The sequence below is a fragment of the Falsiruegeria mediterranea M17 genome (assembly GCF_900302455.1).
GTDB classification, from domain to species: domain Bacteria; phylum Pseudomonadota; class Alphaproteobacteria; order Rhodobacterales; family Rhodobacteraceae; genus Falsiruegeria; species Falsiruegeria mediterranea.
Genome location: NZ_ONZG01000019.1, coordinates 15,455 through 36,524, shown reverse-complemented (window position 1 = coordinate 36,524; position 21,070 = coordinate 15,455). Strand labels below are relative to the sequence as shown.

The following is a 21,070-nucleotide window of genomic DNA, read 5'->3' as shown; positions in this document are numbered from 1 at the left end:
CAATCAGGGCCAGAGAACTTTTCCCTTTACGGGTGTGGACTCAAAACGACAACGGACCACGCCCTCTTTGCGCAGCCCCCCCCGGCCCGCCTGACACGAGCCGGGGTTTCTTGTTCTGAGTGCCGCCTTAGGCGATCGCGAATTGCCAGATATTGGCGGTCTCGTCGTCGAACTGGAAGTACTCGACCGAGATCAGGCTGTCGGTGCCGTCGGCCCCCGTCACCGTCACATCCGTCGCCGAGCTCCGGGTGATCGTGTAATCGCCGCGGTTGCCGTCAAAGATCGCAAAGTCCGACCCGGCGCCGCCGTTGATCGTATCGTTGCCCGCGCCGCCCTTGAAATAGTCGCCGCCGCCATAGCCGAACAGGAAGTCATCCCCGTCCAGGCCCGACAGGTAATTGCGCCCGTTGTTGCCGGTCAGATGGTCGTCAAAGTTGCTGCCCACCAGGTTCTCGATCTCGAAATAAAGATCCCGCACCGCGTCGCCGCGGCTGCCATAGCCCGTCTCCTGGCCGTTCACCGGGGCGCCATTGCGCAAGGACGCCGCGACGCCCGAGGTGGACTGGAAATAGGTCACCGTGTCGACGCCAGCACCGCCGAAATAGCGCTCGCGCCCGCCGGCCGAACCGACAAACCAGTCATAGCCGCCAAGCCCGCGAAAATCGTTCGACCCGTTGTCGCCGTAAAACACGTCCTGATAGGACGAGCCGGTGACCCTTTCGATGCTGGTCATGGTCAGGCCCGCGGCCAGCCCGGTGTTGTTGGCCGGGTTCGCCAGATCGACCAGCACCCCATTGGCCTGCGCCCCGCTTGGTGGTGCACCAGTGGCCGAGAACACGTCGGTGATCGTCGCCCGACCGGCGCCCCCCCATTCCAGGAAAGTGATCATGTCCTGCCCGTTGCCGCCATCCAGCGTGTCATTGCCGGTGGTCGCGATGAACCAATCATAGTCGCCCGCGCCGCGGATCTCGTCATCGCCATCGCTGCCGCGCAGCTGGTCGGCAAAGATCGAGCCGGTGATGCGTTCGATGCTGGTCAGGGTGTTGGCCTCGCCGCCAAAGAGATTGGCCGTGCCCGCCTCCATATCCAGCGTCAGCATGAAGTCCAGATTGGTCCGCCCCGCGACCTCGGGGTGGTTGATGAACGACACCATATCACGGCCTTCACCGCCATTGATCGTGTCATTGCCGATGCCGGGCAAAATCCAGTCATAGCCGTCCAAACTGCTGATCCGCTCGGATCCGGAGGTCCCGTTCAGAACGTCATTCCCGGATGTGCCCATGACCGTGGACAAGGCCCAGGCCGTCACCTGGGCATAGCTCAGAGTCTGATCGCTGAACTCGAAGGATTCCACATCGGTGCCGATCAGATCTGTGCCCTCGGCCGAGATGATCTGCAGCCCCTGTGCCACCTGGCGGGCCGTGATCGCATCGCTGTGCTGATCGAACACGGCCATATCATTCCCGTCGCCGCCCAGGATCGTGTCGTCGCCTGCCCCACCAATGAGGCGGTCTTCGTCCGTGGTCACGGCAACCGCGTCAATTGTTGTCACATTGCGGGTGGTCAGAGCACTGGCACCGACCAAGGTATCAAAGCTGTCCGTCTGGGGATTTGGCCGCCAGTGGCTGATCAGCCGCGGATCTGCACCTGGCACCAGATTGGTGAGGCTGCCTGCTGCGATCTCGGCTTCACTCAGCACCCCGTTGTAGACGGCGATTTCCCCGATTGCGCCCGGCATCGCGGCCCGAGGTGAATCTGCCGGGGCCCAGGCGCCCTGGCTTTGACCAAAGACCAATTTGCCCCCCGGTGCAAAAGCGCCCCCCACATCGATAATGCGCTCAGCTTGTGAGACCCCATCCAGATACACCTTGACCACACCCGTTGTGGCATCCCGCGACAGGGTCAACCGATGCGCCTTGCCATCGATCAGCTCGGCCGCTTCGACCCCAACTGACAAGGCCTGCGACCCGCCATCCTCCTTGCGAACCAGAACCGCCAGATAATCCTGCGGCGGCTTGAAATACTGGATGTCGAAGCGGAACCCATCCGACTGGGTCGGCATATAAGACATGATCCGATAGAAATCCGCAGGCCCATTGTCCAGGCGCAGCACCATGTCCAGGGTGATCGACGGTGTGATTTCGGAATAGGCGTTGACCTCCAGCGCGCGATTGCTGGTGGTGGCGTCATTCAACTCGGCCAGGGGGATGGTCACCGGTGTCGCAGGGCCGCCGATCAAACGGTCATTGCCCGCCCCGCCAACAAGCGTGTCGTTGCCCATGCCGCCGGTCAGAACATTGTCCGCCGCGTTGCCGGTCAGCGTGTCATTGCCGCTGCCGCCCGTGGCGTCTTCGATTGTCACACCATAGGCAATGGTATAGCCCCCCACATCACGCGCCGACGTGGATGTATCCATCAAGGAGGGGCGCCCCAGCCCGCCGGCCTCAACCTGCAACGTGGCGGCGCGCAGATCGATCACCGCATCCGTCAGCACGGACCCGAAATCGATGTGGTCCTGGCCCCCGGCATCCCAGATGGTCGTCAGGCCCTCAAGGGTTCCATAGGTGTCATCCCCGGTCCGGTAATTGGTGTTGGCCCCATACATCACCTGCAGGGCCGCGATATCCAACGCCATCAGGGTCTGGGGGATAGCGACATCCACATTCGGAAGCTCGGGAAATCCGCCGGTGCGATAGACCATGATGGAATAGGGCAGCGCATTGAACCCAAAATCCCCCGGGGCATTCGTCGCCAAAACCCCCGGCAGAGCTTGACTGCCGAAACCTGTGTCAAAGGGATGCGCCAATCCCATGGCGTGGCCGAATTCATGGGTCAGCAACCCCAGGCGCGCGCTGCCAACCACAAAGGTGGTGCCGGTTCCGGCATACCCGGCCCAGCCCCCCGGCACGTCATCGACCATCTGTGCACGAACATCGACCCCCAAGGGTGATTCCTGCTCGACAATGGAAATGTTGCTGACCGCCATGAAGTTCTGCGTCATCGCGCGAAAACTGTCTTTCTCGGCCTCGGTCCAGGCCCGGGTCAGATCCGACCCACCGGGATATTCGGCTTTGTCCACCGCGTCTCCGGCGGACATGAAGCTGTATGTAACGGGGACCTGCCGGACATGTGTGCTGACAATCGAGGCCAGCAAAGGGTTGTCCGCAGCTACCAAATTCGATGCGCCTGCCATGGCTTTCAATCCTGCTTCGTCTGCAACCTCAATAGCAGGACCTAGTTTATCAAAGATATACCGCCTCAGGCAGACCACATAGCGTCGCGCCCGATACCAGAAACAGGCGAGGCATCTTGATTATTCATCATCGGGCGACACAAAAATACAGCCCTGCCAATCCGGCAAGGCTGCATTCAATCTCGAGGATCCGAAGCTCAGATCAGGGGCTGCTCGGAGCCGTTGTTGTTGTCGTGGTGGTGTCGTCATCATTCGCAACAATGGCGATCAGAATGACAGCACCAGCAACAGCTGCGATCGCTGTCGGCGACAGGCTGCCTGCACCAAAGGCGGCAGGTGTCTGAACCGCACCAGCGTATGCCGGGTTCACGGTCCCTGGAACGCAAACGACCTTGAGTCGGCCATCTGCCAGATATTCGGCAGCCGTTACATCACAGATGTTGGCTTCGCGTGCGTCGTCAAGAGCAGTTGCTGACGCAATAGCGGGAATGGACATCGCACAGGTAGCAAGTGCCGCAATAAACTTTTTCATAATCAAACCCCTTATGGCTGAATTTGTCTGAACGATAGAGGAATGCGAACGGCTTTTCAATCAGGGAAACGTGGCCACGCCCCTTGAATGGGCCTTTTCTCGCGCAGGATTTCTCTTATGGGGTCAGTTGCCGCATCGTCAAATAGCCGATATGCGGACCAGCCCATTGGCGCGACTGCCAGACCATCCCGGCCCGAGAATCAATCCAGTAGTCATTTGCGATCTGCCCCCCTGCTCCCTCGCAGCGCTGCTGCAGATGCCGGGTGTCATGACGCCGCTCGACAATGACAATGGTTTCGGGGCCCATATCAACCAGATCACAGGCCATGGAGACATGGGCCAGACGCTCGTCACCGGTATGGATCCGGTGCACAAGCTCTCCGCCACGTGCAGGCCCCGGTGTGGTTCCACTGACCGGAACCAGGCTTGAGATCACATCGCCGCCCAGCCCCCGGGTGGCGATGAGCACACCATTGCGCAGGGTCAGCGACACATTGTCCTCGCTGCGCCAGACAACGACATTGCCCGGCTGGTCATCGCGCCGCTGGCTGCTGATTCCCATATAGCCAAGCTGATCCCGATCCTCGATCGTAACCTCGATAAAGGGGTCCTCGATGGGATCCAGCTCTGCCCGCCGCAACGTCTTGGGCGCTGTCTCGGGTCCGGTTCTGTCCGCAATGATGCCACGTGTCCTCTGCAGCACTTCGATCTGCAGCGGAACCTCTTCGGTGCCGCTGGCACAGCCCGTCAGAACCAACACCGGCACGAGCAGCCAAAGATACACAGATCGCATCATTCCCAGAACCCTACCCATTGGTCGCGCAACGCCTTGTTGTGTGCAGGCCGAACCTGACCATAGAGACGGCCCGGGATACTGACCTTGGCCCCGCCGTCCCTCTGGATGGGGCGGATGACCGTTCCCAGCGACTTGCGGCTGGGTTTGCCCAGGAACCAGTTCAGCGGGATGCTGAAGCGAATGCCCTTGTCAAAGGACCCCTCGCCGAACTCCTCGGCCGAGGCCGAGGTGAAGGTGGCAAAGCCGCCAACGATCCAGCCATTCTTGAACACACGGTCCAAAGACAGGGTCGCGCCGACATCCCCGGCAAGATAGCGCCCGACATCGATCTGCCCGTGAAAACCGTTTTCGAAATCCATGTAAGCCGACGCGTGACCGGTAAAGACCCGATAATCCTGGAACCCCAACCGCTGGTCATAGTCGCGCTTGATCGCATAGTTGGCCTCGACCCCCAACGCCAGCGGGCTGTTGACCGGTTTCCACAGCAGTTCCGTGGACAGCCCGCCATAGCCGTATTCGAAATACCCCCCCGTCACCCGGGCATACAAATCTTCGGACGGTTTCCAATAGCGGGCGACATAGAGATTGTTCAACGTGGTATCAAATTGCGCATAGAGCGCCTGATCGGTGCGCACCGGCGGCAGGTTCGACGGCGACAACCGGCCATCTTCCAGGTTGCCTGCCACACGCTGCCGCAAACGCCCTGAAATCACCCAGCCCGGGGCCGGTTTGTACGTCGCCTGCAGATCCACACCAACATCGATCCGGATCGGTTGTTCCGGGTCGAAATAGGCGGGCGAGAAATACGGGGCGATCGACCAGCTGAAATCAGGATAGAGCCCGGGTCCCTTCAATGCCGTGTCCGGTTCCGGGCCGGCATTGCTGAATCCGGTCACCGCCAGGATGGCCTCAGAGCTGTTGCTGTCATGTTCCAGCGCCTCCAGATCCGATCGGCGGATGGTCACACGAGACAGCCCCATTCCCCGGGACACCGGCACCAGGTCAAAGGTTTCGACCGACGCCGGAAGGACCAGAGCCATGATCCGGGCCGCACGGCCCAAAGCAATCGTGTTAGACTTGTAGCGCAGGTTCCGGAACCGCAGCTCGGCGGAATCCCCGTTCAGGTCCAGGCTCTCCAGCACCAGACCCTCCCGTTCCATCAGCGGCACCATGAGATCGCGCATGGTCTGGCGCACGGTGGTGCTGGCCACCCATTGGGTCCCCCAGGCATCGGGGTTCACGGCCCGATCCGGACGTGGCGCCACAGCGAAGGGCGCCGGCGCATGCCGCGGCGCCGGAGGGTGGCGCGGGTTGAGCTGGATCTGCGCGCTCAGGCCGAATTCGGACCCGTAAAGATAATAGGCCCCAAGCCGGGTGCGCGGACTGGCCTGATATTCGACACCGAAGTTGAACGGCGATTTCTTCTGAAACACCGATGTGGTCTGGGTCTCGGTCACATAGTCGTCCGAGGAATATTCGACCTTGACCCCCAACCGATCGTTGATCAGCCACTCGGCCCCGGCAAAGGCCGCCATCGGGCCACGGAACCACTGATCAAAAGCCACCTGCCCGCCGGTTCCCGACGGATCAAAGGGGGGACGTGTTCCCGAAGAGGCAAAGGAGCCATGGCTGCCCAAACGCCCCCAACCGATCCCGGCAGTGAGCTTGAGCCGCCCCGGCAGGGTCGATTGACCCAGACTCAGATTTTCGAAGTTCTTTGTCGCCACAAAATATTCGGCCGCATAGATGCCGGTGCCGACGAAGTCCTGCAGACCAAGCGTGATTTCCGGGCGCAGGCGGGTTTCCTTCAACAGGCGAAAGCGCACATCGAAGCCGCGGTCGTAATAGGTCGGGAAGCCGCCCAGGTTCCAGTTCCGGATCGAATTGTAGCGGAAGCTGGCCGACATCCAAGGGGTGGGCTGAAAGGTCAGCGTATAGCGCCCCTGCCCGCCGAAATAGGAAATGCCGGTGGTGAATTGCCCATCAGGCAACATCTCGGCCGATGGCATGTCGATCAGGCCGGGCGAGCCGTAGAAATTCAGACTGGGTGGCGGCAGCGGCTCAAAGGAGGGCGCGGTTGCAGCGGTTCCGGCACCCGTGGACACCACCACCGGTTCGGCGGTCGCCTGCGTCTGGCCGACCTGCGGCAGGGCCGCGGTGACCAGAACGATCAAGGCAAGAGCGGCCCCCTTCAACGGGCGCAAACCGGGTTTCCCGAACATGAAACTCAATTGCCCTTCCTCACACACATATCTGGCTCAGCTAAACCACAAACCAGGGAAGCAGATCAATCCGCCCCTCACGAGCCATCGCAGAGTGTGGCCAGAACACGGCACCTTGGACAAGGCAGCGGGACCAGGTCAAGTCCTGGACAGAAGTCAACAAGTTGGTGCGAGAGGTCAAAGATATCCTCGCATCCAAAAAAAAAATCTACTAAGAGGATACTAGATAGAGAATTCAGATTTGGATGATTGGTTCGATGAAGAAAAAAAATGTAGTATTTCACATCGGCATGATGAAGACAGCAACAACATATTTTCAGAATATTGTTAGCAATAACCGGGAAGCACTGGCGTCTCAGGGTTGGGTTTACCCCGGAACCAGATTGAACCATCAAAGCGAAATATACACCCTCTGCGGCACTGACATAAGCTGGCGTACTACAGAAGCATCCTCAACACCAGAATCTGATCAGTTCGTAAGAGATCTTTCCGATACAAACAATAACCGACTGGTGTCCTCCGAGGCGCTTGCCAACCTGACCGAACAAGGGATCGAGAACCTTTTAAGTTCTATATCCGCGCCGACGTCCGTCATCATCTCAATGCGCCCACTTACAACGATTGTTCCATCGGCTTGGCAGCAGTCCTTGAAAGGCGGATCCAAAAGTACAATTGAAGATTACGCTGAGCGCTTCATCCAGAGCTTTGAGGCGCGTGAGGGCAGCCTGTACCGCACCTATGCTTTCGGCGCAGCGGCGCAGCGCTGGCATAATGTTGCGAAAGCGAGTATCAAGGTCATCCGGATTGGTTCGGGCGATACTTGGGGCGCGTTTCGAAAGGCATGTGAATTGCCGTCAGTCGAGGTTCTGGAAGTGCCATCCGCGCGACGCAACATAGCACTCAGTGTCGGGGTCTGTGAAATCGTACGCCGCTACAACGAGAAATGCCAAAAGAATGGCACTTTTGACAAGCGCAGGCTCGACACCTTGATTTCATGTTTTATGGAGCCACCCGAGGTCAAGCTGGACGAGAAAAAACCAACTCTGCCTCAAAAGTACCTAGATACACTTGAGCGTCTAGAAAAGGCTGAATGGGATACGATGTCGGCTATTGGCGTTAAAGTGTACAACGCTACCACTGCAAAACGCGTAAGAATGAGCTTATTAAAACCCAAGTGAAGCAGCCTGTCCGAATGGAATCAGCTGGGCAGTTTCTGCTGGGCAATTTCCCAATCGACATACCCTTCGATCCAATTCTGAACGATGCCGCGTGCAGCCGCCGCATTGCCCCCCGCCAGCGCATGGCGCAGCTCCCGCATCACGCGGGCCATTTCCAACTCGGACAGGGATTGCTCGTCGACGCGCAGAATCTTGGGATGGTCCGTTCTGATCATCGTGTTGTTCAGAGACAGTTCTTCTTCGATCTTTTCGCCCGGACGCAAACCGATGATCTGAATCTCGATATCGCCCTCCGGGGTCAGCTCGTCACGCACGGTGTAGCCGGCGCTCTGAATCACCTGCCGCGCCAATTGCATGATCGGCACCGCCGGTCCCATGTCCAACACGAAGACCTCGCCGCCGCTGGCATCCGCCCCGGCCCTGAGCACCAGTTGAACCGCCTCGCGCACGGTCATGAAATAGCGTTTGACCCGAGGGTCGGTCACCGTCACCGGCCCGCCCCGGCTGACCTGTTCCTGAAACAGCGGCACCACGGACCCGCTGGAGCCCAGCACGTTGCCAAAACGTACGATGGAAAAGATCGTCTTTCCCTGGCGTGCGGCCAGATCCTGGACCACCAGTTCGGCAAACCGTTTCGAGGCCCCCATGATATTGGTGGGGCGCACCGCCTTGTCGGAGGAGACCAGCAGGAACCGCTCGACCTCTGCCTTGGCTGCCTCGCGGGCCAGGATCTGCGTGCCCAGCACATTGTTGGTCAGCCCCGAGAGCGGGTTCACCTCGACCAGCGGCACATGTTTGTAAGCTGCCGCATGCAGGACAACCTGGACCTGATGGTCGCTCAACACCTGACGCACCTGCCGCGGATCGGTCACCGATCCCAGCACCGGCACCAGCTCGATGTCCATGGCCTCGGTCAGCTGTCCCAGTTCCTGGTAGATCGTATAGAGCGCCAGTTCGCTCAATTCATACAGCACCAGCTTTTTCGGACGGCACGCCAGGATCTGCCGACACAGTTCCGACCCGATAGAGCCCCCGGCGCCGGACACCAGGACCGTCCGCTGCGCATAGCTGCTGCAGACCTCGTTCAACTCCACCGCATGGGCCTCGCGGCCCAGGAAATGACTGGGAACCACGGGGGTCAGCTTGTCGACCAGCTCTTCTTCGCCGATCAGCTGTGCAAACGAAGGCAGGGCCTGCACCTCGACCCCCAGCTTCTGCAACCGTGTCACGATCCGGGCCTGTTTCGGCTGACTTTGCGACGGCATCGCCAGCAGCACCCGGTCAATGTTGTATTTTTCCAAAAGCTCGGCCGTCCGCACCGGCGTATAGACCGGCAAGCCAATCAGGGTCTGTCCCTGCAATGACATGTTGTCATCGACAAAGGCCACGGGACGGATGGTTTCATGCGCGGCCAGGGCCTGGGCCAGCTGTGTCCCGGTCGCCCCGGCACCATAGATCAGAACCCGGCGGCGCGGCTGCGCCCGCAGATACAACCATGACACGATGTGGAACAGAACCAGGCGGATCGCCAGGATCATGATGAAATAGCTAACGGCAAACATCACATGGGTGCCGTATGGCAGGCGAATACCTGCCAACCAGACCAGCCCGGCCGAGGTCAGCCCCGCCAGAATCGCCAGCACTGCGGTGCGACCTGCAGCCGTACGTTCATACATCCGCAACTGTACCGAAGGCAGCCCCATGAGCGTTGACACGGCCGCAACAAGAACCAGAAGATAGGGCAGGATCGGAAACAGCGAAACAAAGGTTGCCAACGGCATCGTTGGCATGAATTGCACAAAGCACGAAAACAGCAATGCCAGCGGAACCAGGGCCAGATCAATCGCCAGAAAAACGACGGCCTTCTGTTTCCTGCTCCAAGAACTGAGCAATTGGAACATCGGTTGGCTCTCCTAATAATCTTTGGCTCAACCTAAAAACGGTATACGTCCAGTATTGATTTTACCTGCGCTCAAACAGGGTCAGATACGCTGATCAAACCCAAATATGAAAGACAGATAGCACTTCTACTCAAAAAACTCAAAATCTCCGTCACCTTCGCCACTGGGCGCCCCTCTCCGACAAGGCTTGCAGGACACAGGATCTCTTAGCTGAGAAACACACGCAAAACAACTCGGAGTTGTGCACACCCCGAGCCTCAATCGACTACTCCGCCGCAGCCCGCGACTGGCGCAGCTTTTCCAGATACAGATCCAGATCGTCCCGCAGATCATCCCGCGCCAGGGCAAAAGCCACAGTGGCCTGCAGGAAACCCGCCTTGGAGCCGCAATCGAAACGCTGCCCCCGGAACCGGTAGCCATAGACCGGGTTGCCCAAGGTGATGTCCTCGGCGATGGCATCAGTGAGCTGAATTTCGCCACCCGCCCCGGATTTGATCCTGTTGAGGTTCTTGAGCACGGAGGGCGCCAGAATGTAACGACCAATCACCGCCAGGTTGGAGGGGGCCTGATCCGCGGGCGGCTTTTCCACCATCCCCTTGACCGAAACGACCGATCCCATGTCCTCGTCCACGTCCAGCACCCCGTAAGAGCTGGCCTTCTCGGGCGGCACTTCCATCGCGGCGACCATGTTGCCCCCGGTTTCGGCATAGGCCTCGACCATCTGCTGCAGGCAGGGCTTTTCGGCCGCAATCACGTCGTCGGGCAAAATCACCATGAACGGCTCGTCCCCGATCAGGCGGCGCGCGCACCAGACCGCATGTCCCAGCCCAAGCGGCTTGTGCTGGCGGATATAGGCGATGGCGCCGCTGTCCATGTTCGTGGCTTTCAGCGTCTCCAGTAGCTCGGTCTTGCCCTTCTTGCGCAATTCCTGTTCCAGAACTGGAGAGTGGTCGAAATAATCCTCAAGCGCGGATTTCCCGCGCGAGGTGACAAAGATGAACTCCTTGATGCCGGCCGCGCGGGCCTCGTCGATCGCATATTGAACCAGCGGGCGGTCGACCAGGGTCATGATTTCCTTGGGCACCGATTTGGTGGCCGGAAGGAAACGCGTTCCCATGCCGGCAACCGGGAAAATCGCCTTTGTGACCTTTTTCGCCATCCCTCACTCCTCAACTGATTTATTGTTATGTAACCACAAAAATTCCGGCCCGACAGTGAGGCATATTACATGCCCTCCAAGAGCTTGACTGTTAATAGGTCCGATCATGCCCGGGACGCAACGGGTTTCACAAAGGGAGTCCCCGGCTGTGCTTCCCCCGCCGCTTTTATCGGCGGCGAAACACCGTAGCGGCTGTCCGTATCACCAGGGCGATGTCGAAACAGACGCTCTGATGCCGCTGATAGATCAGATCCAGCCTGGCCTTGGCCGGCACGCAGATGCGGGCATAGACCGCATCTGTATCCAGCGCCGTATCACACCGCTCCAGCAGCGTCGCCTCGTGGCGGTGATAGACCAGGCTGGCCAGGCCGGTGACCCCGGGGCGCGACCGCAGGACCTGACCGTAAAGCGCGGGAAAGCGTTCCACGTATTCGCGCAGTGGCGGGCGCGGGCCAACAAAGCTCAGATCGCCCCGGACGATGTTCCAAAGCTGCGGGATCTCATCCAGCCGCTTGCGCCGCAGCCAGGCGCCGGTGCGGGTGATCCGCGCCACCTTGTCGCCCCCCGATACCCCCGCATCACTGTCCACCACCGTCATGGTGCGCAGCTTCCACAGGGAAAAGGGCCGGTCCACCCCCTTCATCCGCTCGGCCACATAAAACACCGGCCGCCCCTCGCGCAGCAGGATCCACAGCACCAGCAACAGCAACACCGGCCCGAGGACCGGCACCAGAAGGGCCACCAGAACCAGATCGAAGAGGCGTTTGCCCCAGGTCATGCCGCGCTGCTCCGCCATTGTGCAATCAGATGTTCGGGCAAGCTATCGCGCGCCTCCAGCCGGGTGAAGGCCGAAAGCGCCCCCGTTGCCACCTCGACCCGCGCGATGGCCTCGGGCGGGGCCGGGCGCGGGGTCCAGGCCAGACCGGCCGCATCCAGCAGCGCACCCATCTCGACCGCGCCGGGGGCCGCCACATTCAGAACCGGCGGCAAATCGCGCGCCTGGGTCAGATCCCACAGCACCCGCGCCAGGGTCTGCGGGCCGATGTAGCTGCGGCGCGGGGTGGTGCCATCGGCAAAGCGATCCAACGCAAACCCTGGCGCCCACCCCCCCAAAATCGCGTCACAGCCCGCAACATTGGCGATGCGCAGCGCCGTCACCGCCACGCCCAATTGCTGCCCCAGGGCCTGACCTGCCTGCTCCATCTCGAGCTTGGCCTGCCCATAAGGGGCCACCGGCCTGAGCGCACTCGCCTCATCCAGCACCCCGTCCTGCGCCCCGTAAACCGCGACCGACGAGCACAGAAGCACCCCGGCCCCGACCTCGGCCCCGGCCAGGATCGCCGCCCGGGCCAGACGCGTGTTGTCCGCCAGATCCTGCTGCCGTCCCGGAATGGCTCCGGCCAGACACAGAATGCGATCACACCCCTGCGCCGCCTGCATCAGCGCCTTGGATCCTGCTGCGACCTCTTGCCCCGAAAGCGGATCAAACACATGCCAGCCCGGCCCGGCCTGCGGGCGACGCGCTTGCCAGATCACCCCATCAGCGGTGTTCCCCTGCATCCAGGAGCGGCGCAGAACCGACCCGATCCGCCCTGTTGCGCCCAGGACCAAAACCTTGAGAATTTTCATCCGCGTCCTTGTTCCAGTTGACCATTTGTCCTGTGGCAGTATCTTGCAGCAACAAAAATTCAAGCAGTTTCACTCAGGTCAATCGTCATGCGTCTCCACTTTCCACTTCTGGTGCTGACTTGCGCCCTGTTCGCCCTTGCCGGTTGCACTGGCCGCCTGCCCGGCGGCGCCCCCGTCAGCGAAGACATCCTGAAGCAGGCCAGCGAAGACACCGCAGACTTTGCGCTTTATCCCGTGACTCGCGCGTTCCTGCCCACGGTGGCGCACTGGCCGCCCACCGGCAAACAGGAAAACCTGAGCTGGATCGGCGCCTCCCGCGGGGCCAAGACCCAAATCATCCAACCCGGTGACAAGCTGACCCTGGCAATCTGGGACAGTGGCGACAACTCGCTGCTGACCTCGCTGGATCAGAAGGTGGTCCAGCTGCAGGACGTGACCGTGGCGGCCAACGGATCGATCTTCATGCCCTATGTCGGCAACATCAGCGTCATCGGCCTGACCCCGGACCTGGCCCGCGAAGACCTGCAGGCCGCGCTTGAGGCCATCGTGCCGTCGGCCCAGTTGCAGCTGTCGATGTCCGAAGGGCGCAACAATTCGGTGGATCTGGTCAGCGGCGTGGCCAATCCCGGCACCTATCCGATGCCGGATCGAAACTATTCCGTCCTCGGGCTGATCTCGGCCGGGGGCGGCATCAGCTCCAGCCTCAACAACCCGCAGATTCGCCTGATGCGCGGCGGCAACATCTATGGCACCTCGATCGACAGATTGCTGAACAATCCGAACCTGGACACCCTGCTGCGCGGTGGCGACCGGGTCTTTGTCGAAGAAGATCAGCGGTACTTCCTGTCGTTTGGCGCGGCCGGCAAGGAAGCCCTGCACATCTTCACCAAGGACCAGGTGTCGGCAATGGATGCGGTCTCGATCATGGGCGGGCTGAATGATTCCAAGGCCGACCCCGGTGGCCTGCTGATTCTGCGCGAATACCCCGCCAATGCCATTACCACCGGCGTACGCGGCCCACGCATGACCCGGGTGGTCTTTTCGGTGGACCTGGATTCGACCGACGGGATCTTTTCCGCGCGCCGCTTTCAGATCAACCCCGACGACCTGATCATCGCCACGGAATCGCCCATCAACGACGTGCTGACCGTGTCGAACATCATCGGTAACTTCGTCGGTGTCTTCAACGCCACCAGCAACCTGGCGAACTGATCCGGACCCTACCGGTTCTGCTCGCCCAACGGAAAAGGGCGCCCCTGACTGGGGCGCCCTTTTCCGTTTGTACAACCAGCCTTACGCAGGCAGCGGAATGTGCTTGTCCGCGGGCACCAGCGCGTTGATCTGACGGATATGTTCCGGCAGACAGCGGGTGAGGAAATCGTATTTCTCCACCACATGCGCCCGCGCCGCCGGGCCCAGATGGGCATGGTCCTGCGGATTGGCCAGCACATCGATCACCTGGGCAGCCAGCGCCTCATGATCGAAGAAATCCACCAAGAGCCCGGTCTCTCCATGGGTGATCGCCTCGCGCACCGGGGCCACATCGGAACTGACGATGGTGGCCTGCATCGACATCGCCTCGAGCACGGACCAGCTCAGCACAAACGGCATGGTCAGATAGATGTGGCACCGGCTGAGCTGCACGATTTCGCAGAACTTGGGATAGGGCACCCGGCCCAGGAAATGCACCCGGTCCCAATCCAGATCCGGGCCGATCTCGGCCTCCATCTCGGCGCGCAGGCCCCCTTCGTGGCGGCTCTTGCGGCCATAGGACACCTCGTTCCCGCCCAGGATCAGCACCCGGGCGTTCGGGCGTTCGCGCAGAATCCGGGGCAGCGACCGCATGAAGATATGAAAGCCGCGGGCATGTTCCAGGTTGCGCGCCAGATAGGTAAAGACCTCATCCTGGCGCGTCAGCGGCGCCGGAAGCCGCCCCAGCCCCACCTGCACATCCGGGTTCGGGCGCAATAGGTCGGTGCGGATGCCATCGTGACAGGTATAGAACTTGTCGTGGAAACTGGTTGGAAACACATTCTTCTGCCATTCGGTCGGCACATGCCCGGTGTCGACGACGTTGATGTTGGTGAAGGGCACCACATTGCGCGCATGCAGGAAAAAGGGCGAATGTTCCGTCGGCGGATCGGCAGGGTCAAAGCCGACCAGCCCGCCCTCTCTGATATAGAAATATTCGAAGAACCCCAGCACCGGCACGTCCGGCCAGATCTGTTTGAAAAACAGCAGCTCGCCCCAGCCGGTGTGACCAACCACGACATCCGGTTTGAACCCCTGGCTGCGTTCCAGCGCTTGCGCCGCCATCGCAGCCCCGAACCCGGCCCCTGCGGCCTCTTCCCAGACCTTGCTCAACCCATAAGCTTCTGCCGCGGGTTTGTGATGCGCCTTGTAGACCACGGTTTTCACCCCGGTCAGCTGTGGCGCCGGGGTCCGTTGGGTCAGGAACACCAACTCGTGCCCCCCCTGCGCGGCCAGCCATTGGATCATCTCGCGGTACTGACCGGGCATGTTCTGATGGACAAACAGGATCTTCATGCCAGCAACCCCGCCAGATAACGGCCATAGGCGTTCTTGGCGAACATCTCGGCCCGGGCGCGCAGCTGCGCATCGTCGATCCAACCCTGCTCGTGGGCGATCTCTTCGGGACAGCCGGTTTGCAGACCCTGACGCTCTTCCAGGGTGCGCACGAAATTGCCCGCATCCAGCAGGCTGGCATGTGTCCCGGTATCGAGCCAGGCATATCCGCGTCCCATGGTTTCCACCCTGAGCTGCCCCTGATCCAGATAGCTCTGCAGCAGGTCGGTGATCTCCAGCTCGCCGCGGGGTGACGGCGTCACCTGGCGCGCCCGCTCCGGGGCCGACCCGTCAAGGAAGTAGAGCCCCGTCACCGCATAGTTCGAGGGCGGCACGGTGGGTTTTTCGATGATCTCGCGGGCCCGACCATCGGCATCAAAGGCCACCACACCATAGCGTTCGGGGTCGGCCACGTGATAGCCAAACACCGTGCCCCCTGCCGCATGCGCGTCTGCGGCCGCCATCAGCTTGGGCAGGCCGTGGCCAAAGAACACGTTGTCACCCAGAACCAGCGCACTTGGGGCGCCCGCCAGAAAATCCTCGGTCAGGACAAAGGCCTGCGCCAGACCGTCGGGGCTGGGCTGGATCACATAGCTCAATGAGATCCCCCATTGGCTGCCATCGCCCAGGGTGCGCTTGAACTGGTCCTGATCCTGCGGCGTGGTGATCACGCAGATCTCGCGGATGCCCGCCAGCATCAACACGCTGAGCGGGTAGTAGATCATCGGTTTGTCATAAAGCGGCAAGAGCTGTTTGCTCACTGCCATGGTGATCGGGTAAAGCCGCGTTCCCGATCCTCCTGCAAGAATAATACCTTTGCGCCGCGTCATACGGATACCTCTTTTACAATATCTTGCAGCCCGACGCGCCAATCAGGGCGCCTGAGGCCAAAAACAGTCTCTAGTCTATCACAATCCAGTCGCGAATTCAGCGGTCGCTGTGCTGGTGTGGGGTAATCGGAGCTAGGAATATCCGTAACCGCACAGGTCAATCCCGCAACAGCAAATGTTTCGCGCGCGAAATCTGCCCAGCTCACGTTTGGGGCGCCCGCAAAATGATAGATCCCCGCCTTGCCCGGATCATCCGCCAGCTGCCGGGCGATTTCCATGCAGGCCGCCGCAATATCACGCGCAGGCGTTGGCCCACCGATCTGATCACCCACAATGGTCAGCGCATCCCGTTCGGCCCCCAGCCGCAGCATGGTCTTGACGAAGTTATGCCCATGAGCCGACACCACCCAGGAGGTGCGCAGGATCGCATAGGCCCCACCGGCTGCCTGCACCAGGTGCTCGCCCTTCAGCTTGGAACGCCCATAGGCGCCCAGGGGGCCGGTCGGATCCGCCTCCTGCCAGGCGCGCGTGCCCGTCCCGGAAAACACGTAATCCGTCGAAATAGAGACGAAAGGCACGCCCAGATCGGCACAGGCCCGCGCCATGGCACCGGGGGCATCGCCATTGATCACAGTGGCGCGCGCCTCGTCCTCTTCGGCCTTGTCGACGGCTGTATAAGCAGCGGCATTGATCACCGCATCGGGACGCCGCGCGGCAATCAGCGCGGCACAGGCGCCTGGATCCTCCAGATCCGCCGCCGCCCGGTCCACACAGGTCACGCCCTCATACATCGCCAGTTCCCGCGCCACCTGCCCGGTCTGGCCAAAGATCAAAATGTTCACGTCTCTGCTCGTGTTGCTTAAATTATTATCTCTTGTCCAAATGCCCCATTTCACAGAAAAAATCCAATGCTGAATGCCCAGCATCCCGCCCTTTCCCGGGCTGGATACCCAGGACATATCTCTGGCCATCCATGGCATTCCGATCCGGGCCGGATGCTGCTACCACTGGGCGGCACGTCGCCATGACAGATGGCACCACGAAGGAGACCGCCCATGCGGCGCATTACACTGGTTGCGGCCACGCGGCCGAATTTCATCAAGATTGCGCCGCTCTACCTGTGCCTCAAACAGCAGGGCTGGTGCGAGGTGCGCCTGCTCTATGTGGCCCAGCATCCCCCCGGACCAATGACCACCGAAATTGCCCGCTCGCTTGGCATCCCCGAATTTGACGACACCATCGTGCTGGAGGGCGGCGGCAGCCCGATGCGCAGGCTGGGGATCATTGCCGACAAGGTGCATGATTTCATCACCCAGGCCGGACCGGACCAGATGCCCGATCTGATGCCCGATTTGATAGTGGTGCCTGGCGATGTGGATGCCTCGCTTGCGGCCACCATCGCGGCGCGGCGCGCAGGCGTGCCGGTGGCGCATCTCGAGGCGGGGTTGCGATCGTTTGATGAAACCATGCCCGAAGAGCTGAACCGGATGCTGATCGATTCCATCTCGGACCTGCATCTGCCCCCTTCGCAGGCGGCGATGGACAACCTGGTCTATGGCGAGGGGCGCGCCATCAAGCGCACCCAGCTGGTCGGCAACATCATGATCGACACGCTGATGCATATCTATCGCGCAGAGTATCGCCCGGCGATCCTGGATCAGCTGGACCTGGAACGGTTTGCGCTCTGCACCTTTCACCGGCCGTCAAATGTCGACAGCGCGCAGGCGCTGGAACAGCTGTACGGGGTGCTGAAAAACGTCGCCCGCCATCACCCATTGCTGTTTCCCGTGCATCCCCGCACCCGCGCCAATATCGAGGCCTTTGGCCTGACCGAAAAGTTCACCGGACAGGATTGGCTGCGCTTATGTGATCCGATCCCCTATATCGACTTCATCCACCTGATCGCCCGGTCCGAATTTGTGCTCACCGATTCCGGCGGCGTGCAGGAAGAGGCGGCGTTCCTCAAACGGCTCTGCTTTACCTTCCGCGACAACACCGAACGGCCCCAGACCATCGAGGCCGGGTCCAATCACCTGATCTCGATCCACAATTACCAGAGCGTCATCACCAAGGCCCTGGCCGCAGGGCGTCAGATCCAGGACATCCCCCTATGGGACGGGCTGACCGCCGAGCGGGTGGCGCAATGTCTGCGCACATTCCTGGAACCGTGATGCAGGCGGCTTGGGAAAGATGAAGGGGCAGGCTACGCCTTGACCCCCAGCCGCTGCCCCACACCCTGACGATCCTGCAGGGCGCGCCACCAGGCCTCGTTGTCCAGATACCAGCGCACGGTCTTCTCCAGCCCCTCTTCCACCGTCACCGACGGCCGCCAACCCAGTTCCTCGCGGATGCGCGTGGGATCGATGGCATAGCGCGCGTCATGGCCGGGGCGGTCGGTGACAAAGGTGATGAGATCGGCATAGGGATGCGGGCCGGGTTTGAGCCGATCGAGGATGGCACAGATCGTCTGCACCAGCTCCAGGTTCGAGCGCTCGTTCTCGCCGCCGATGTTGTAGGACCGGCCCAACTCTCCGCGCTGCAACACGGTCAAGAGCGCGTCGGCGTGATCCTCGACATAGAGCCAATCGCGAACGTTAGAGCCGTCTCCGTAGATCGGCAGCGGTTTGCCTGCCAGTGCGTTCAAGATCACCACCGGGATCAGCTTTTCGGGGAAATGGTATGGCCCGTAGTTGTTCGAGCAATTGGTCAACACCACCGGCAGGCCATAGGTCTCGGCCCAGGCGCGCACCAGATGATCGCTGGCCGCCTTGGAGGCCGAATAAGGCGAGCGGGGATCATAAGCTGTGTCTTCGGTGAACTGGCCGGTGTCCCCCAGCGAGCCATAGACCTCATCGGTCGAGATATGATGAAACCGAAAGCCCTCGGGCTTGCCCTGCCCCAGCCAATAGGCGCGGGCGGCTTCGAGCAGCGTATACGTGCCGGTGATGTTGGTCTCGATAAAGGTGCCCGGCCCGTCGATTGACCGGTCCACATGGGACTCGGCCGCCAGATGCATGATGGCGTCGGGCTGATGGTCGGCAAAGGCCTGATCCATCGCTGCACGGTCGCGAATATCAGCCTCTAAAAAGGTGTAATTGGCTCTATCAGCGACACTGGCCACATTGTCCAGACAGGCCGCATAGGTGAGCGCATCAAGGTTCAGAACCTCATGCCCCGCCGCCACCGCCTGGCGCACCACAGCCGATCCGATGAACCCGGCCCCGCCGGTTACGATCAAACGCATGACCTACCCCTCCCACACGAACGGACTGTCGAAATCAGCAAGCGCAGGCGCCGCCTTGTCCTTGTCCGACAGCACCGGGTCGCCGTCAAAGCCCCAGTCTATGCCGCAGCTGTCCCAGCGGACCGCGCCGTCACACTCGGGCGCGTAGTAGTCGGTGCATTTGTAGCAGATCTCGGTATCCGGGGCCTTGGTGACAAAGCCATGCAGGAACCCCTTGGGCACCAGAAGCTGCTTGCCGTTTTCCGCGCTCAGCTCAACCCCCACCCATTGCCCATAGGTGGGTGAGCCCTTGCGGATGTCGACCGCCACATCAAACAGCGCCCCGCGCCCGCAGCGCACCAGCTTGTCCTGGGCATGGGGCGGCGATTGGAAATGCAGGCCCCGGATGGTGCCAGGGGTGGCCGAGAGTGAATGATTGTCCTGCACAAACTCCAGCGTGATGCCGTGCTCGGCCATGCGCTGTCTGTTCCAGCTTTCGGAAAAGAACCCGCGCGCGTCGCCAAATCGCTGGGGCGTCAGGATCAGCACCCCTGGCAATGCGGTCTGCTCTACCTGCATCTGCAAATCACCTCGTTCAAAATTGTCCTATCCGGACCTCTACCAAGATGACCCGGGAGATGTCACCGATCTGTCACCGGCTGGCGCGTTTTTTCACCCAGCCCAGGAAGGCTGCATCGGGCTTGCGCAGGCGGGGGCTGCCTGAGCGCGCCCAGACCCCGCGCCATTCCGCCTCGAGCGCATAGACATCCGCGCCCGGCATCAGGCGGCGGGCCTCTTCGACGGCCTCGGCGCTGAGTGTCGGCGGCGGCGTGTCGGAACTCACCAGCCCCCCACGCGGGGTGAAGCGCATCAGGTCGCCGGGCTCCTCAGACATCTCATAATCCGGCAAGTGGTCGGCCTCGATCATGTCGCGCAGCATCTTGCGGAACACACGCCGGGGCGAGGCGCTGCCAGATTTTTTCAGCAGCGTGTCGACCGACACCGTCCAGGACGGCTGGCGCCCACAGTGTTTGCGCGCGAGCTCATAGATCCGCCGCTCCAGCGGTTTGCGCAGGCGGAAGTAATCGCGGCTCAGCGTCAGCACAGATTTCGACACCACCGCGCGAAACAGCCAATCCGACAGCGTCACCGCCACGCTGACCATTCGGCCGCCGCGCGATTTGCGCACGATCTCCCAGCTCTCGATCAGGCCAAAGCCCGTCGTCGTCTCTTTCTCGCCGGTGACGATGTTGGTGGTGATGCGGGTGCCCGCCAGTCGTTCAAACGCCTCGCGCAGGCGGCGGTAGGCATCGCCAGAGGTTTCGCGGTTGGTGGCCACCAGCAGATCATGCGCCTTGAGCTGCAGCGTGCGGCTGACGGTGCGGCCAGCATTGATCGCCGCCATCAGCTGGCTGATGCAAAAGATCAGGATGTCCTTGTCGTGGATCGTGGCCAGCCCCTTGACCGACGGGGTCACAGTGATCTCGGTGCCGTTGTGATCATATTGCAGGATGCGCCGATCCGGCCGGGTCGCCAGCGAGAACAGCGGATGCTCCATGCTGGCGAGATCATCCTTGGGGATCGCGTCAAAAATATCGCAGACGAAAAAATCGCCCTGTTGATGGCGGTCCGGCAATAGCCCCCCCGCTGCTGTCACTGCCCTGCTCATTGGCCCTGCCCCGGCTCTTGTCTGCTCGGCCCCTTTTGGTGGTCGGTTGGCCGACTCGTTTAGGGCTCGTTTTCTTTCGTGGTTTTAGTAACGCCACCCTAGAGTTATCCACAAGCCCAGACAAGCATCTGACAACGGGGGTTCGGAGTCAC

At 61.2% G+C, this 21,070-nt stretch carries 17 protein-coding genes; 3 read left to right on the top strand and 14 right to left on the bottom strand.

Going from position 1 to position 21,070, the window contains the following annotated elements; translation table 11 throughout:
• Positions 1-127: 127 nt before the first annotated feature.
• From TRM7615_RS26060 to TRM7615_RS24040, 4 genes are all read right to left on the bottom strand, one after another.
• Complete coding sequence (locus TRM7615_RS26060) at positions 128-3,193, bottom strand: LamG-like jellyroll fold domain-containing protein (protein ID WP_108792526.1); 3,066 nt, start codon at positions 3,191-3,193, stop codon at positions 128-130.
• Between the two features lie 202 nt (positions 3,194-3,395).
• A complete protein-coding gene (locus TRM7615_RS24050; protein ID WP_165821526.1) occupies positions 3,396-3,725 on the bottom strand; it encodes a hypothetical protein in 330 nt (109 codons plus the stop codon).
• 115 nt (positions 3,726-3,840) lie between these two features.
• Entirely contained in the window at positions 3,841-4,521 is a 681-nt protein-coding gene (locus tag TRM7615_RS24045; RefSeq protein WP_108792524.1) for a YjbF family lipoprotein, read from the bottom strand.
• Positions 4,518-6,743: a YjbH domain-containing protein gene (locus tag TRM7615_RS24040; RefSeq protein ID WP_108792523.1), complete on the bottom strand. Its 2,226-nt coding sequence runs from the start codon at positions 6,741-6,743 to the stop codon at positions 4,518-4,520. Before TRM7615_RS24040 ends, TRM7615_RS24045 begins: the two co-directional genes overlap by 4 nt.
• Positions 6,744-7,000: 257 nt before the next feature.
• On the opposite strand from TRM7615_RS24040, the gene TRM7615_RS24035 reads away from it, so the two are divergent.
• Positions 7,001-7,921 carry a hypothetical protein gene (locus tag TRM7615_RS24035; RefSeq protein ID WP_125133741.1) on the top strand — a complete coding sequence of 307 codons (921 nt, stop codon included), beginning with the start codon at positions 7,001-7,003 and terminating at the stop codon, positions 7,919-7,921.
• 20 nt (positions 7,922-7,941) lie between these two features.
• Here TRM7615_RS24035 and TRM7615_RS24030 read toward each other — a convergent pair whose 3' ends face one another.
• The 4 genes from TRM7615_RS24030 to TRM7615_RS24015 form a co-directional block, all read right to left on the bottom strand.
• Positions 7,942-9,822, bottom strand: a complete 1,881-nt coding sequence (locus TRM7615_RS24030) for a polysaccharide biosynthesis protein (RefSeq protein ID WP_108792521.1) — start codon at positions 9,820-9,822, stop codon at positions 7,942-7,944.
• Between the two features lie 265 nt (positions 9,823-10,087).
• Positions 10,088-10,981: a UTP--glucose-1-phosphate uridylyltransferase GalU gene (galU, locus tag TRM7615_RS24025; RefSeq protein WP_108792520.1), complete on the bottom strand. Its 894-nt coding sequence runs from the start codon at positions 10,979-10,981 to the stop codon at positions 10,088-10,090.
• Positions 10,982-11,147: 166 nt separating this feature from the next.
• Entirely contained in the window at positions 11,148-11,759 is a 612-nt protein-coding gene (locus tag TRM7615_RS24020) for a sugar transferase (RefSeq protein WP_108792531.1), read from the bottom strand.
• Complete coding sequence (locus TRM7615_RS24015; RefSeq protein WP_108792519.1) at positions 11,756-12,610, bottom strand: NAD-dependent epimerase/dehydratase family protein; 855 nt, start codon at positions 12,608-12,610, stop codon at positions 11,756-11,758. The genes TRM7615_RS24020 and TRM7615_RS24015 overlap by 4 nt, the downstream gene beginning before the upstream one ends.
• A gap of 87 nt (positions 12,611-12,697) precedes the next feature.
• On the opposite strand from TRM7615_RS24015, the gene TRM7615_RS24010 reads away from it, so the two are divergent.
• The gene (locus TRM7615_RS24010; protein ID WP_108792518.1) at positions 12,698-13,822 is read left to right on the top strand and encodes a polysaccharide biosynthesis/export family protein; all 1,125 of its coding nucleotides are present in this window, start codon (positions 12,698-12,700) and stop codon (positions 13,820-13,822) included.
• An 81-nt stretch (positions 13,823-13,903) separates the two neighbouring features.
• On the opposite strand, the gene TRM7615_RS24005 is transcribed toward TRM7615_RS24010, so the two are convergent.
• Genes TRM7615_RS24005 through rfbD form a run of 3 tightly spaced genes read right to left on the bottom strand, consistent with a single transcriptional unit; the run spans position 13,904 to position 16,868 of the window.
• Positions 13,904-15,157: a glycosyltransferase family 4 protein gene (locus TRM7615_RS24005; RefSeq protein ID WP_108792517.1), complete on the bottom strand. Its 1,254-nt coding sequence runs from the start codon at positions 15,155-15,157 to the stop codon at positions 13,904-13,906.
• Positions 15,154-16,026 carry a glucose-1-phosphate thymidylyltransferase RfbA gene (gene rfbA / locus TRM7615_RS24000; protein WP_108792516.1) on the bottom strand — a complete coding sequence of 291 codons (873 nt, stop codon included), beginning with the start codon at positions 16,024-16,026 and terminating at the stop codon, positions 15,154-15,156. Before rfbA ends, TRM7615_RS24005 begins: the two co-directional genes overlap by 4 nt.
• Entirely contained in the window at positions 16,023-16,868 is an 846-nt protein-coding gene (gene rfbD, locus TRM7615_RS23995) for a dTDP-4-dehydrorhamnose reductase (protein ID WP_235824200.1), read from the bottom strand. The genes rfbA and rfbD overlap by 4 nt, the downstream gene beginning before the upstream one ends.
• A gap of 213 nt (positions 16,869-17,081) precedes the next feature.
• On the opposite strand from rfbD, the gene wecB reads away from it, so the two are divergent.
• Positions 17,082-18,197, top strand: a complete 1,116-nt coding sequence (wecB, locus tag TRM7615_RS23990; protein ID WP_165821525.1) for a non-hydrolyzing UDP-N-acetylglucosamine 2-epimerase — start codon at positions 17,082-17,084, stop codon at positions 18,195-18,197.
• A 32-nt stretch (positions 18,198-18,229) separates the two neighbouring features.
• Here wecB and rfbB read toward each other — a convergent pair whose 3' ends face one another.
• From rfbB to TRM7615_RS23975, 3 genes are all read right to left on the bottom strand, one after another.
• On the bottom strand, positions 18,230-19,270 hold the full coding sequence (rfbB, locus tag TRM7615_RS23985; RefSeq protein WP_108792513.1) for a dTDP-glucose 4,6-dehydratase: 1,041 nt from the start codon (positions 19,268-19,270) through the stop codon (positions 18,230-18,232).
• Positions 19,271-19,273: 3 nt separating this feature from the next.
• Positions 19,274-19,828: a dTDP-4-dehydrorhamnose 3,5-epimerase gene (gene rfbC, locus TRM7615_RS23980; RefSeq protein WP_108792512.1), complete on the bottom strand. Its 555-nt coding sequence runs from the start codon at positions 19,826-19,828 to the stop codon at positions 19,274-19,276.
• Positions 19,829-19,901: 73 nt separating this feature from the next.
• Positions 19,902-20,918 carry a replication initiator protein A gene (locus TRM7615_RS23975; RefSeq protein ID WP_108792511.1) on the bottom strand — a complete coding sequence of 339 codons (1,017 nt, stop codon included), beginning with the start codon at positions 20,916-20,918 and terminating at the stop codon, positions 19,902-19,904.
• Between the last annotated feature and the right edge of the window lie 152 nt (positions 20,919-21,070).